Consider the following 13,611-nt stretch of genomic DNA (forward strand, 5'->3'; position numbering starts at 1 on the left):
TGGTCTGGCATAGGTGCTTACCTGGGGTACAGCTGTTGCCCTACTGCAGAGCGATTCTGGCACCAAGCGGGGAGAGGGCGAGATTGGCATTCCTTTGATCACGTTCGCTGTCGCTCATAGTAGAGGGTAGCGGCGAGGCTCCGCAATTTCCGAAGCACTTGAGTCTTGTTCGTGATCCTATCCAGTTGGCAGTAGATTGCTGGCGGCAGAAGAGGAACTATTGGCGAGCGGCGGCTCAGTAGCAACGTGAAGAAATGCGATGGGTCGAGTTGAATATAGCGAGGAATACTCTCGAACCACTGAGCGCTCAGGTGAGCCTTCTTGCACGGCTGGAGTAAGGCGTGCTGCCGCTCCGTTTCGTATGCTTTTAGGGCTGCTTGGACGTCCGTATGAGCCTGCAGATTGGTGGCTAGTGAAATGGCGTCTTGGATCGCCAACTGCGTGCCCGAGCCAATCGAGAAGTGGGTGGTATGCGCAGAGTCTCCCACCAATACGATGTTGTCAGCATGCCATTTTATGTTCTTGACCCAGCGGAAAGTGAGCCAGGGGAGACCTTTGTCTGCGTTAGCCTTGCTGATAAGCCGATGACCTGCGAGGTGGTGCTCGAAGATACACTCCAAGCATGCGAGGCTCTCGTCCCGCCCCAGCCGATCAAACCCGAGGCCCGTCCAAGTGTCGGAGGAGCACTCGGCAATCAGAGTGCTCATCTGCTGGCTGAAACCATAGGCGTGAAACCAGATCCATCCAGCCTTAGTTGGCGCGAAGCCAAAAGTGAAATTGTTGAAGATTTTTGTGGTTCCCAGCCAAACATACCTGTTGCGTCCCTCAGAGATCTGGGTCTCGAAACGATCAGCTTTCAGCTGCCGCAGTCGACTGCTGGCCCCGTCGGCAGCGACGATCACGTCAGCATCCGGTAGTCGGCTCGCGTCGGTGATCTTGTGCTCGAAGTGGATCTTTACGCCGAGAGCTGCCGCTCGTGCGGTCAATATATCGAGCAACTGCTGACGACCGATGCTGAAGCCACCGCCCAGACCTCGTAATGGCGGACTTCCTTCCATATCCAATATTTGGCCGACCCATTCAAAGGATTGATCCAGGATTTTATCCGCAGTGACAGGATCGTTCTTCCGTAAGGCTTCAACCATGTCGTTAAAGAACACCACTCCCCAGCCGTGGGTGACGCCCGCAGGGTTCTGCTCAAAAATCGTGATCTCAGTATTCGGATCGCGCAGCTTTATTAGAATAGCGAGATAGAGACCAGCTGGTCCTGCGCCAATACAAGCAATTCTCATGCTGTCCTCTCAAAACTGCACCGGCTCCCGATGCGGCAGGAGAGCAGTGATGTCCGCTTGAGGAGATCACTGCGAGAAGCTGGTTGAAGAACCCGATCTGGTAGACCATCATAAGGCGGGACGGACCACCCGCGGGCCGAAGTCGTGCGCCGAGCGAAGCTGTGTATCAGTAATCGCATGCCTGGGGCTGAACTGACCGGCTGTCTGCGGCTCGACATGGCTTCCGACCTCCGCGACGCTTGAATCTGTGGTAAGTATTAATCACGGCTCTTGGAATCCAAGGCCGCACAAGGTTTTGGTACAGCGATCTCACCACAATGCAGGGCAGTTTAAACAGTATTGGGAGGATGCCGCGGCGGATCAAATACAAATCGGTATATTTGGCATGGCTCATGCGCCAGTGACAACTCCAGGCGAAACTGCTCATGGGATGGAGTTCCGCAACGTCTTGGCGGGAAAAAGCATCTTCAAGGATTGTCTCAACCAGCAAACTACCGGGCCTGCATTCAGAGAAACTCTCATCAAAAGCAAATTTGGGGAGCATGAGGGTGGTCCCGCATCGGACACCCATACCAGCTGCTACGAGCCGGTCGCCCACTCGGATCGCCTGCCATTCCCACCGGCCTTGAAGTGCAAAGTTTCGCACGAGTGTGGTGTAGAAAGAAGATGCGCTTGGATCGTTTAGGATACTGGTTCCATTACGCCCCTTCCAGCCAGACGCTTCGAGTGCCACAAACTCGCTCAGGAACGCTTCACCCGCTGCTGGTCCTTTTCGGATTTCGCGCAATACAGGTCCTCGCGCCTCAAGTTTCCTGTGGAATCGCCGCAGATCCTCACGCAACCTGCCTAAACGTGCCCGGTACGCACTGAAATCGCCTTCGACGTTCAGATACGAGTATAGCGAGTGCAGTCCAGTACGGATGATATAACTGCCGCTCCCCCCCGCAGTAGCCTCCCATACGGGGGAGTTGCAGCGTACGGCTTTGAGTTCAAGGCCGAGATGGTTCGGCACCTGACGGTTTACTTCTGTTAGAAGGGCTCTGAAGGCGGGTGCTGCGTACTCGGACGCCAACAGGACATCCCCAGAGGGCGTTAACGCATCATAAGCGGTGCGCAGTAGTGGCCAGTGATGGCGCAGGACTGAATGCGGAGAGATGATGATAGGCAATACCCCAACCAGCGTATCATCGAGATAGGCGAAGCTGCAAAACCAGTTCTCGTTCGGCTTAAGTCGATGGCGCAGGAAGGCATCGACCCAGCCAGGAAGCAGTGTTGGGGTTTTCTGGGGTGCCTCCCAGCCTAAGCGATCCCATGCAGCAGCATGCGGCGCAAGGGCATCGAACTCCCTGACCGTGACCGTTCTAATCCTTCCATAAAGGGACGTCTCCAATACGCAGCCTCTTGAAAGGATGGCAGGGGAGGCAGGACTTGAACCCTGCACCTTTGGGATTGAAGCCCCAATGCTCTGCCAGTTGAGCTACTCCCCTGCGCTTCCAGACCCGCGTCTGGAAATGTGGAGCGGGTGGGACGGTGCTGCCCCGCCGCCAAACGAGGGGGATCCTCGATGTCGCCTGCTTCACCCGCAACCTGTCCAGTCCAGTTTAGCCGCAACTCACGATAACGTGGAACCGCCTTCCGAGTTAGCTCGAGCAGATTTTCGAGTTACCTCCGGGCGAAAGCGTGTGGTTGTAGCTCACTACGGATTTGAATAACGAGTGCACGTGGCTTTGAATCGTTTGCTCAGATTGTGGGGGATGCCGCCCTGTGCACCTTAGACATCTGCTTCAAACACCAACGCACTCGTTTCAAAGCCAAGGGCAAACGTTTTATGTCTCGGAGGGGCCCATACGGCGACTGCTGGCAGGTGTTGTCTATGCAGGACGTGGATGCCCCGGGAGCGTGAATGGCCGTCTATGGCCTCCTAATGCGGTCGGTGACTTCATGCGACCTGGAATGCTCGCCTGGCTCGTTCGCGGATCTCGTCTAACTCATCCTGCAAGGAATTAATCTGCCCTTCCACCTCCTCGAAAGATGCACATTCCGGAGTGATGAACAGGTGGCCATCCTCGCCCCTGGAGTAGCGCAGGAGGGCAATTCTGACGGATGCCGGATTGTCGGGAGTGCCCGGCCTGATGTCCAACTCAAAGGCTCCGAATACGTGCATAGGCTCGTCTCCTCGTGGCTTGGGTTCTGTACCAGTTCCGAACCGCTTCCGGATCGGTGCCCACGCCCGCCGTCCCTATTCGCTGTTCTCGACGGCCTCAATAGCGGCGGTTCCAATCGCTTCCATGATTTGGTTCTGCACCTCCGGGTCGATACTGACCCACCACTCGCGGAAGCCTTGCCGCGTCTCCAACTCGGCAAGGACAGCGTCGGCAACCTTTCGGGTCTTATCCATCTCGTGCCTCCACTATGGCGGTGAACGCCGTATTCTAATTCCACGTAGGCTCGTCCAGTCCCAGTCAGCCTTCAAACGTAATCTCATCTCCGCCCGCGTCAGCGAAGGCGGGTGTGGTGGAGCGGCAGCGATAAACAAGATATTTAGCGACATAAAATGCAGGCGGGCAGCACTATCTTTATTTTATGTCGCTCGAAAGCTTGGATATTCGATTTTAAGACTCTGGACCGCGCTTGAAAAAGGGGCCGATATGGAAGCATATCAACAACGGTGGTCCCAATGACCAAAGCAACTAAAGTAAGGCGCGGCAGAGGCCGTCCGAAGGGAGCATCTTGGCGGAACGAAGGTGATGCCAGAACCCTAGCACGGATTGCCGACCTAATCATCAGAGAGCCTATGCCGCACACCACGGCCATGCGGCGGCTGGGCATTCATGGTGAAGCCGAAACCCGCCGCCTCCAGCGCAAATGGAAGGTGCAAGGAGAGGCTTACCTCGGCGCAGCTCGTGAACGTCGTCAGGAGATGGCAGATGCTCCGTCTGTGTTCACGCAGATTGTTGAAGCTGTGACGACTGTCCGGGATGCGTGGGCTCCAATTCCGTCTGTTATTGCTCAACTCCAGTCCGCATTTAATGGTCCCGACATGCGACAGAAATTTGAGCAGCTCCGGGCATCTCAGAAAGTCCGGCTATTCAAGCAATATGCAAGTATGTTGAGGGTGCAGAGGCTAAACGGGTTCAGGCGATGGTGATGGATGCCGGTTCCCAAGCCCGGCTTATTGAAGCGCAGAAGCTCGCTAGGCGGCTTCGAAGGAAATGATTGGCCGCAAGGCGTCAGAGGGCGGGAGCATCGCCGCCCTCTACCATTGCTGACGCAGGCAGTGGGTGTGGCGCGTGTAGGGTTAAAGGGTGGTTTTTTCCCCGCATGACGTTTCGGGCTTATGTGCTGCCCTCCATGCCGCCTGTCATGAAATGGGGCAGTCTGGCAACATTAGGAAGCGCTTGGCAATCTCGGTCACGGCTCAAAAATAGCGGACGCGAAATTTATGGACCGGAGAGTCCTACCGCTTCAGTGATGCTTAGCACGGTTCGTCTCACATACAGCGAGTGAATACCGTTGGTTTCTCGTTCGGGACAGTCCCGATGACTGAACGATCCACTAGACGTCCGTTGAGGAGTTGAAGGTGGACGCGAACGGAAGCGGATCCTGCACCTCGCGTGCATACTCCGGCACTGCGCCATCCATCAGGTGAGCGCTGAAGGGCGGTCCCTAATTCGCAGGTGCCAGTGCCGGCTACGATGTTCTTGGAAGCCACCACAAGCCGTTTTGCATTGTTCGGATCTCCGCAAGCAGTTCCAGGCAGGATCCACTCCCCGAATGGTGTTTCCGTGGCAGGGACGGCTTAAGGCCCCTCAATTTTTTCTTCAACGATTCCGTCCCAGACGTCATCAGCAGAAAGGCCATTCGCAACTTTGAAATCCGTGAGAGCGGACCTTGAGGCCATGCCCCAGACACCATCGCCTGTCTTGCGATAGTAGCTTAGTTCAGAAAGGCGGCTCTGGATCTTCAACGCATCACGGGGATTGAGCGGGTGAAGTGTGGCGCCTTTTGGAGGGGCAAAAGGCGTGAAAAGCCCTCTCACATCCTGCTCAGGATTTACGGGAACGTAGGCGACAGGGGCTGCTGGATACTGGTCATCAAAGATCGCAAGCTGAGTTCTCAGATCCCATCTGTCGTCTGAGCCGAGCCCATTGCGGATCTTGAAGTCTCGGAGCGCAATTCGCGACCTTTGCCCCCATACACCATCGACAAGGCCATGGAAGAAGCCCCGCTCCTGAAGTCGACGTTGAACCTGCGCGGCAGCATCCAGGTTTGCTAGCTCGAGGACCTGAGGGTCCATCAAGGGACCCTCAGGGCGCCCTATTGCATATGATGGCGTCTGAACAGGAGGGAGTGCTGCGGTCTTGGTCTCGGTGAGCTGCGCGGGGTTGGTCGTCACTGGGGCAAGCGTTCGAGCATTCGGATCGTAGTAACCAGCTTCAGGATCTGCGGGCACTGAACGCTGCGGGAGCTCCGGTTTCGCGGCGAGCTGACGTTGCTCTGGTGGCACCTCAAACCTTTTGACGTGCATGCCAAGAAGTTCAGCTTTTCGGAAGCTAAGCATCTCAGCACCATCTGGCGGCGCGCTTGTGATGTAGACGATAGCGTCCTCGCTCAATCCGAGCGAGTGGAGATAGGCCCCGACTAGGGCGTTCCCTGGCCCAGTCTCGACCTTCTTGCCGTTCTCCAGCTTCCAAGCGGCATGGAAGGCAATCCGCCCCCCAGGACCGGCCCATCTGGTTTTTCCTCCGAGCCAGGCTAGACCACAGGCGGAGGCACAGAGCATATCGTCAGGAACAACCGTGTCGAAACCTTTAAGCCGAATGGCTTTTCCAATCTCAATTCCAGCAATCAGGTTCCCGCCCACACTGTTGAACAGGACCATGGCCTCTTTGACGAGAAAAACCTTCTGCTTGAAGACATCATCATCGCCGTATTGGAATTCACCCTCAACGGTTATGAGGGCAAGGTCTTTGCTAGGGATCAACTCGATCTGTGCCGCTTGAGCATTTGTCCAGGCAATGAGAAGCAAAGAGATAAAAATAAATCCCCTGAGCTTCTTCATCTTTAGTGCCCCACAGCAAGTCTCCCAACAAACGTACGGGCAATTTGGTCAGGAAGCTATCCAACATTTGGTAGGTTCAAGTTGTGCTTTGAGGCTACTCCGCCTAATTATCATGACCAACAGCAAGGGCCCGTAATGCAGTAGGCCTGCAACATCAGGGAACACCCAGCAATCTCGGTCACACTTCGTCACACCTCAAAAAAGGTCGGGCGGGACGAGTTCTTAGATTGTGGTATCCAACGCCGCTTTGCTCAGTCAAAAGCTTTTCGCGGTCTGCCGCCTTATCTTGGGTGGCTGCGCTAGCCGTGTGCCGTCTCAGAATTACTTGCCCCGTGCCTTCCTCTCCATGGGAATGACAGTCGCAGCGGGGCCTCCATCAAGGGCGGCCGCAATCGTGCTTCCAATTTGATCGGAAGCCCGGCGCAAAGGATCTGCGTCTAGGTGGGCATAGCGATGGGTTGTCGCACTTTGAGAGTGTCCGAGGAGCTTTCCGATGATGGGCAAGCCTAATCCCGCCCCCGCTCCGAAGCTTGCATGCGTATGACGTAAATCATGGAGCCGAATGCCCTCCAGGCCTGCCGCTCGCGTGATGGCTGCCCATGGCTTTTCAGGTCCGCCCGTGGCTTCCCGCTCTTTGACCCTGCTATAATATGCGGGTTCTCCTCCATGCGAGGCAGAGCCTCCAGGACAGCCAGGGCGGCAGCCGAAAGATAGATCGGCTTCTTGCCGGTCTTACTATCCGGCAGGAGAATAAGCCCCCGCTCAAAGTCCACATGCTGCCACTCGGCATGAATGATTTCACGCAGACGGGCACCTGTCAGCAGGAGGAGCCGCACTGCTGCTAAGGCAAACGGGTCAAGCTTGGTCCGCTTCGCTCCCTTCGGGGCGTGTTTCGTCAGCTTGTCCTCTTCCACCTTCCAGGGCAGGCCTATCGTCTCGGCCTCTCGCATTGCGTCGCCAAGGCGCGCCAGCTCGTCTTTTGAGAGAAATCGCTCCCGCCCTTGTTCCCGGTTCTTCTCAATCCCCTTGGCTGGGTTGTCGCCAAAACTCACCCGAGGCTCGTCACGTCGCGCGGCCCAATTCCAGACGCTGGAAATGAGGGCAAGGGCCCGGTTCGCTGCAAACGGGACATCGCCCATTTTCTCGTGCAATCTCGCCACGTCACTGCGGCGGATGTCAGTCATGCGGCGTGAGCCGATGGCAGGGAAGATATAGAGCCGCAAAAGGCGCTCATACTCCTCCTTGGTGCGCTTCTTGCGCTTGGGCTCCACATGGATGGCCAGGAAGTCGTTTGCAACCTCCTTGAAAGTGCGGACAGCTCGGCCTGCACGACGTTCCTCTAATGGGTCCGCGCCTGTCTCAACAGCCCCAAGTACCTTCTTGGCTTCGGATCTGGCCTCGTCAGGGGTTAGGCGGCCATGCTCGCCAATGGTGATCCGATGGGAACGCCCATCCTTCCGGTACTGCGCGACATAGGCCTTTTTTCCCGGTTGGGAATGCCACGACCCCAAACCCCGCTAGGGCATCATCCCAGAGAAAGGCCCGGTCCTTGCCTGCCTAAACGGTCAGGGCATCAACGGATCTCTTGGACATTCTCCCACTTGGCATCAGACCCCTCCGGTAAGCGCTCGGTAAGCAAAACTGATCTAATGCCAGGATGCATCAGGAAATCAGGAGAAAGAAAGTGCTTATAAAACAAGGGCTTTTGATTACGCGGGGAAACAGGGGATACATCTGGCAAGCTGGGCCGCATGATTGTGGATCTGGGGGTCCCCCGTTCAAGCCGGGGCGGCTGTACCACTTCAAAATCAATAGCTTAGCGCATCGTAGGTTCGAAGCCTTGCTCTCCGGGAAGCTTCGTCAGGAAGCCTATGGGAAGCAAAGCAGCTAGCCTCCTTCCGTCCATTTGCCGCTCTGGTGTGTCGTTGTCGGGATGGAGGAGCGCCTGTTCGGCTGGCCCTCTCACATGGGAGCCCTGCTGACACCGGCGACCACTTGGAAGCCGCGATGAAAGACTACCAAATACCTGGACCATTGGTTGAAGGTGACCTATCGGCGTTGCCGTAGCCGCCCAGCTCAAAGGTCAACCCCTTCCTGCCGCTTCCGGTGTGGCTTGCCGCGCCTTCCTGCTGGGCAACTGTATTCACAGAGGCCGTGGCCCTTATGACGTGACGCTGCGATATCGACCGGATTGCCTTCGTGGTCGAAGCTGTAAACCTCTGTTTGAAAGGACCAATCCTCTTTTTGACATTCGGCTGCGATGCACTGGTCGCTGTGCGGATCCGTGGAGTGCAGAGGTGATTTCAGGAGCTTGCTTCTGCGGTTGGGCATCGGCTTGAGAGGCTGGAGGTTGGTCTGCGGGCTTGGCCTCTGTCATTTCCTGTTTCAGACGCGCGAGTTCAGCCTCGGCAGAGCCCCGCGCTTTGATCGCTTCCTCCAACTCCACACGGGTGGAGGCAGCCTCTTTTCGGGTTCTTACAAGCTCTTCGAAGAGCCTTTCGCGAACTTGGTTCAGCTTTTCCTTGTCGGCTCCGACATCGGCCATCGACAAAATTCTGAAGAAGTACGACCGCCCGATGTCCGCCGAGGTCAGGGCCAGCATCAAAGTGCCATAGCATTGGAGTGCTGTCGTGCTGCAGCACTCTAGCTTCCTGGCTATCCTTTCAGGCAGGATGGTCAACCGGCTACCCTATGTTAGTTCATAGGCTATGAAACAGCAGTTCGTCATTGCGCCAATCCACCACCATTGGGTTGTTGTCGCCAGCAACGGGAGCAGGCAAGTCTATGGCAGCCGCTCTCAGGCGATCCGCATGGCGATCCAAGCGGCTCACTCCGCAGGCGAGAATGGGGATGATGCGCAGGTTGTCGGCCTAGACGCGAACAACCTCCATTACGCAATCTGGACATGCGGACAGGACAGTTTCACCCGCCTCTAGGCTACTCACTTCCAGCTAGGCTGCCCTGGAACTTCATGAGGCTACAGCGCTGCAGTGCTCCATTGCTGGGGCATGAAACTGCCACGACACTCAAGTCTCACAGCGAGATCGTGTCCCATCAAACTCATCACCGCATACCTTGCCCCACTAGGGCATCTCTCGCTCTTTTCTGCAATTGACTTGAGGCTCATGAAGGAGGTGGTTGCGGAGGGACCTCAATCGGTGATGGGGCCTCAATCGGTGATGCCTCCCGTTCCGTTTGCCCCAGAACTCGCCGTAAGTCTTCATTCAGGCTCCCGAGAGGAATTGCCTCATACTGAGAGATTGTTATGCATCGACCCTCAATGCTGGCCATCACCACAGCTTCGGCAGAGGGTTGATTTTCAGTCGTTTGACCGCTCGTCGAGCTACGGCGCTCATCAATGGAGGTGCCGCCTTTGTTCAAGACGATGACATACCAGACGTTCCCAGTTTTGGCTGCTTCTGCCAACGTCCGAACTTTTTGTTTAGCCTCGTTCAGTGCCTTGCGGCGTTCTTCGATTGACTCACCCCGCGTGAAGGCGAGATTTGGAGGCGTGTCGCCGCTTTCGCCGTAGGGATGGATGAAGTTTAACGTCATCCTCAAGCCATCGACCTTGACCTCTTTAATCGGAAGTGCCGCAGCCTCTTTGCGTCCTTGGACGAACTCACGGACAGCCACGTCGCATGACCGGAACTCATCCTGTTCCTGCGCCGCTTGGTGTGGTGACGTTCGCTCCTGAACGGAAGTGTTTCGTTTCCGGGATGTCGCGCCCTCTGCTCCCGCGGAAACGGCCAGGACAAAGGCGACAGACAACATTAGAATCCGCACCATAACTCCATCCTCCCGCAATGGGGAAGAACGTCGCCAACCCGGCCAACGGCCAAGATGCTCTGGGTTAACGGATCCGCAGCCGAGCGGGCCACTGTCAGAAAAATAACGCTCAGGCTGGTTCTTAGTTGCTGAGTATTCGAGAAAGCAGCCTAGCACGTACCTTAATTCTTCCGCAGCCTGCAAGATGTGGTTCTTCAATGGCTTACTCGTCCTGATGGCGCTTGCGGGCTTCCCATGTTTCCCGGCCATCCTGTCAAAGAGGGTAAGGCCTGCTTGTATGGATTTTGTGTCAGGAGCGTTTATGGAACGTGCTGCACATCCGGGACCGTTCATGCCCGGCTGGGCAATGTCTCTGGGGATCAACCAAGCGGGACTCTTGCAACAGATTGACCGTCACGCTCGTCATTCAAGCACAAAGCGCACTCTTGGTGATTTTCACCCGGAATACGTCAGCTTTAGGAGGGTTGCCCCGGCGAGATAATCGCACGAGGCTTTTTGCCGAGAACCAGTCGACGAAATCAAGCTTGCAGGACGTTGCACTATCCTGTCAGAAGGTCGATCACCCGCATGAGGGCGACAGTATTGCCGGTGTTTTTGCTCCGCTCAGGCATACGTTTCCCACACGACCACACATCTCCTTTTTTGTAGACTGTGTCACCGGAGCCCGTGTCGACCGGGAGTTCGCCTTCCAACATGTGGCAAACCATATCGTTGCCCATGCTCGACCCACTGGTGCTTGCTCCCGGTTGGTAGATGTTGTCTCGCATTGAGACCGTCTTGTAGTTCGGGATCATCGTATCTCGCTTGGTGTAGTCCACCCGACGAACGCCGGGAGCTATCTCCCTTCCTTCAGGTGAGGCAGAACTTTGAGCGACGGCTTGTCTTGAAGGGACGAGTGTAGACGCGGCGGCGATACTGAGCAGTGCATGGCGACGGTTAAGCTGTCCCATTGCTCCCTCCCGTCCAAGAGGCCACCCCAGCATACTTCGGTTCCACGACCTGCCGGGATGCGTGTCAATAGATCGCCGCACACTCGGAAATGAAGATATTCTATTATTTCATAATCTTAGAACGTCTTCTCCTTGGCGCCAGACTCACGCCGTTCCGATGATGGAGCGGTGATGATCGAGATCCGTTCACATGTATATGTGGAGGAGAGGGCGCAGGTGTTGGGATGAATCTTCAAACGGGAACAACATTGAGCACCAAGCTCAAGAGCCCGATGCCAAATAGCAACGCAAACAGATCGCAGATATTCGCCAAGGCATCGTTGCCCGGATGTCTGTTCCTACCGCCCATAGGGCGGCATATGCCGCACCCAAGACCTTGGGCAACACCCCTTGTGGTTGATGCGTCCCTCCCGGCCAGTACGTCGAGGAGTCTCTGGCCGGGAGACTGGGGCTCTTGTGATCAACCCTCAGGTGAAGGCTAGTCGCCTTATCTCCTCCAGTTGAAGAGGCTACCTCGACAAGGCTTGGACCAAGTGCTTGATCGCAACTATGACAGGAGCTGTGCCGGTAGTTGCCCCCTACGGCTGGCACAACATCAAAGACCATGCGCCACAGCTCGTCTTCATTTGGCTGCATTGTCCCGCCCTTGAAGCCTTCGTCGCAGCACTACTGCCCCCCATGAACGCAGACATTGCGCTACAGCAAACCAAGGGCGGAGAACTCCTTGGCTGGTGTACATGCCTGAGCCCCACAGGCCATGGAAGTCGCGGCTCGGAAGAACTTCAGCGCTCCGAGGCGCTGGGGGACAAGTCTCTGAGCGACACCCGATTTGCATCAATTGAAGGCTGCGGGGATTGCTCACCCATTAAGATGAGGATGATCGCGAGTGCTCCGATCGCGGTCGCCACCAATGAAACATCCACAATCATACGCTTCAGCTCTTCACGACAAGGTCGCATTTCTACACCGCGGATGCCAGCAATTCCGATTCACATATGTTAATTGTATGAGATTGTATACAAATATTCAGAAAGAACGGCGCGATATGCTGTCGCGATGAGCTGAATGCCAAAGCCGCTGGACCACAGGGCAAGGCAGAAAGAGGACGACAACAAGCCCTGGTTGGACCGTCTAACGAGAGTTGGTCGGATCAGGCGGATTGGTGGCGGGAACGCGCCGATGATAACGTTCTCCCTCCAGATCTCCATATTGCCGTCGTGACCTAGCTTGCGTGCATGCTAGATTGCGTCCTCATCGGAGCTGCAAACAAAGCTGTCGGTTGTGTAGGTGCCCGACAATCTGTCGAACAGAAGCACACGATACGTTACTGCGCTTTTCGATGCTGGCCCCATCATTTCGCCTCCCAGGGGAGGGAGGAAGCCTGACCACTTCTGGATGGCATTGATCCAGATCAAGGCGCCAGATGGCCAAATGTGCCTGGAAGCGCACTCGCGGTCGAGAGCACGATGGCAGCGGTGGCGCGCCAGACAAGGGCGCTCTTCAACGGGAAGCTGTCATTCCTGCCGCTTCCGGAACAGGGCTCTTGGTCAGAACCATCTTGTCGGTGGTGCGGTGACAGGAGATCGTGACGAAACCATCGGAGGCGTTGATCCGAACGCTCGTCTCTTCTTCGTTGTTGATCAGTTGCACGGGGGGCTCGTCTACTTCCCGGGAAGCCTCGGCAATAATCGACAGGCAATCGGAATAGGGCAGGGCGGCGATGCGGGTGCTCGCATCCTCTGCCTGGGCAGCGGCGTGGCTTGAAAATACTCCAAGGAAGCCGAGCAGGAAAATCATCGTCCATGAACGCATCGATTCTGTTCTCCCAATGCTCGGAAGATCACCACGCCCGAGGCTTTGCCGCTGTGCTGTACCACACATAGGCAACGTACCCCTTAACGGGCCGTTCCTGCTGCTGGTGTCGCAGGAAGAGCTCGTTCGCTCGTGTGAAAACCTTAGCCGCTCGATTCTTTCAATCTTGCGAACATCTCCCGGCCACGCCTTTCCGCTCTCTCCAGAGCCTCGGCGAGCAGACGGCGCGCTTGCCAGGATGTCTCACGGTCCTGTGCACCGGGGATCTGGGCGAGGATCGTGTCCGCTTCTGCTTCGTAGCGTTCTTCGGGCATGCAGAAAACTCGTTTCAGAGGATCGGTGGATGTCATTGCAACCGTTACGGATCCTTCGGGTTCCGGCGTTCTGCATCTCAATCGACAAGCGGGCCCTGCGTCGTCATGAACCTTGCCCTTGAGCAGGAAATGTAAGAGAGTTCCATTGAGAACAGGAAGCCCAAATCATAGAACGGGCTCGCTCATGGGGTTGTTTTCCATTGATGTCGGCGTTCGGTTTATTTCGTACCGTTGCAGGTCGGGATCGCTATTCCGGCCGGCGGAAGAATGAATATCGGTCTATCTCATTGCGGCCGGGACTCTAAGTCCCCAAGAAGATTTCACGTTCAGCTATGATTCATCCCAGAAACGTCAGGGGTGGTCCTATGAAAGCTTGTGGACCAGATCCCTTA

The 13,611-nt window shown here is 56.2% G+C and carries 11 protein-coding genes and 1 pseudogene; 1 reads left to right on the forward strand and 11 read right to left on the reverse strand.

Annotated elements, in window-relative coordinates:
* Window positions 1-98: 98 nt before the first annotated feature.
* The 7 genes and pseudogenes from AA309_RS19160 to AA309_RS34465 all read right to left on the reverse strand — a co-directional run bounded on the left by AA309_RS19160 (window position 99) and on the right by AA309_RS34465 (window position 8,956).
* Entirely contained in the window at window positions 99-1,292 is a 1,194-nt protein-coding gene (locus AA309_RS19160; protein WP_047190624.1) for an FAD-dependent monooxygenase, read from the reverse strand.
* A 166-nt stretch (window positions 1,293-1,458) separates the two neighbouring features.
* A complete protein-coding gene (locus tag AA309_RS33310) occupies window positions 1,459-2,682 on the reverse strand; it encodes a GNAT family N-acetyltransferase (RefSeq protein ID WP_160310500.1) in 1,224 nt (407 codons plus the stop codon).
* Between the two features lie 549 nt (window positions 2,683-3,231).
* Entirely contained in the window at window positions 3,232-3,456 is a 225-nt protein-coding gene (locus AA309_RS19170; RefSeq protein ID WP_047190625.1) for a hypothetical protein, read from the reverse strand.
* A 75-nt stretch (window positions 3,457-3,531) separates the two neighbouring features.
* Window positions 3,532-3,690 carry a hypothetical protein gene (locus tag AA309_RS35330; protein ID WP_160310501.1) on the reverse strand — a complete coding sequence of 53 codons (159 nt, stop codon included), beginning with the start codon at window positions 3,688-3,690 and terminating at the stop codon, window positions 3,532-3,534.
* A gap of 1,401 nt (window positions 3,691-5,091) precedes the next feature.
* Window positions 5,092-6,354 (reverse strand): peptidoglycan-binding protein, encoded by a 1,263-nt coding sequence (locus AA309_RS32245; RefSeq protein WP_052954854.1) that lies wholly within the window; start codon window positions 6,352-6,354, stop codon window positions 5,092-5,094.
* A gap of 321 nt (window positions 6,355-6,675) precedes the next feature.
* A pseudogene (locus tag AA309_RS19185) lies at window positions 6,676-7,865 on the reverse strand (tyrosine-type recombinase/integrase).
* Window positions 7,866-8,515: 650 nt separating this feature from the next.
* Window positions 8,516-8,956, reverse strand: a complete 441-nt coding sequence (locus AA309_RS34465; protein WP_150117653.1) for a hypothetical protein — start codon at window positions 8,954-8,956, stop codon at window positions 8,516-8,518.
* Window positions 8,957-9,062: 106 nt separating this feature from the next.
* Here AA309_RS34465 and AA309_RS19195 point away from each other — a divergent pair, with 106 nt between their 5' ends.
* Window positions 9,063-9,290 (forward strand): hypothetical protein, encoded by a 228-nt coding sequence (locus AA309_RS19195; protein WP_047190628.1) that lies wholly within the window; start codon window positions 9,063-9,065, stop codon window positions 9,288-9,290.
* Between the two features lie 187 nt (window positions 9,291-9,477).
* Here the strand turns inward: AA309_RS19195 and AA309_RS19200 are convergent, their stop codons facing one another.
* The 4 genes from AA309_RS19200 to AA309_RS35335 all read right to left on the reverse strand — a co-directional run bounded on the left by AA309_RS19200 (window position 9,478) and on the right by AA309_RS35335 (window position 13,219).
* Window positions 9,478-10,341, reverse strand: coding sequence for a hypothetical protein (locus AA309_RS19200; RefSeq protein ID WP_150117654.1), 864 nt, complete (start codon window positions 10,339-10,341; stop codon window positions 9,478-9,480).
* Between the two features lie 341 nt (window positions 10,342-10,682).
* On the reverse strand, window positions 10,683-11,093 hold the full coding sequence (locus tag AA309_RS19205; protein ID WP_047190630.1) for a hypothetical protein: 411 nt from the start codon (window positions 11,091-11,093) through the stop codon (window positions 10,683-10,685).
* 1,500 nt (window positions 11,094-12,593) lie between these two features.
* Window positions 12,594-12,905, reverse strand: a complete 312-nt coding sequence (locus AA309_RS19210; RefSeq protein WP_047190631.1) for a hypothetical protein — start codon at window positions 12,903-12,905, stop codon at window positions 12,594-12,596.
* A gap of 143 nt (window positions 12,906-13,048) precedes the next feature.
* Complete coding sequence (locus AA309_RS35335) at window positions 13,049-13,219, reverse strand: hypothetical protein (RefSeq protein WP_160310502.1); 171 nt, start codon at window positions 13,217-13,219, stop codon at window positions 13,049-13,051.
* Window positions 13,220-13,611: the final 392 nt, after the last annotated feature.

It is taken from the genome of Microvirga vignae, from assembly GCF_001017175.1.
Classification (GTDB): domain Bacteria; phylum Pseudomonadota; class Alphaproteobacteria; order Rhizobiales; family Beijerinckiaceae; genus Microvirga; species Microvirga vignae.

Bases quoted from the DNA above. Each gene is read 5' to 3' on its own strand.
- AA309_RS19160 (WP_047190624.1), bottom strand. From the start codon at position 1,292: ATGAGAATTGCTTGTATTGGCGCAGGACCAGCTGGTCTCTATCTCGCT.
- AA309_RS19170 (WP_047190625.1), bottom strand. From the start codon at position 3,456: ATGCACGTATTCGGAGCCTTTGAGTTGGACATCAGGCCGGGCACTCCC.
- AA309_RS35330 (WP_160310501.1), bottom strand. From the start codon at position 3,690: ATGGATAAGACCCGAAAGGTTGCCGACGCTGTCCTTGCCGAGTTGGAG.
- AA309_RS32245 (WP_052954854.1), bottom strand. From the start codon at position 6,354: ATGAAGAAGCTCAGGGGATTTATTTTTATCTCTTTGCTTCTCATTGCC.
- AA309_RS34465 (WP_150117653.1), bottom strand. From the start codon at position 8,956: ATGCTGGCCCTGACCTCGGCGGACATCGGGCGGTCGTACTTCTTCAGA.
- AA309_RS19195 (WP_047190628.1), top strand. From the start codon at position 9,063: ATGAAACAGCAGTTCGTCATTGCGCCAATCCACCACCATTGGGTTGTT.
- AA309_RS19205 (WP_047190630.1), bottom strand. From the start codon at position 11,093: ATGGGACAGCTTAACCGTCGCCATGCACTGCTCAGTATCGCCGCCGCG.
- AA309_RS19210 (WP_047190631.1), bottom strand. From the start codon at position 12,905: ATGCGTTCATGGACGATGATTTTCCTGCTCGGCTTCCTTGGAGTATTT.
- AA309_RS35335 (WP_160310502.1), bottom strand. From the start codon at position 13,219: ATGCCCGAAGAACGCTACGAAGCAGAAGCGGACACGATCCTCGCCCAG.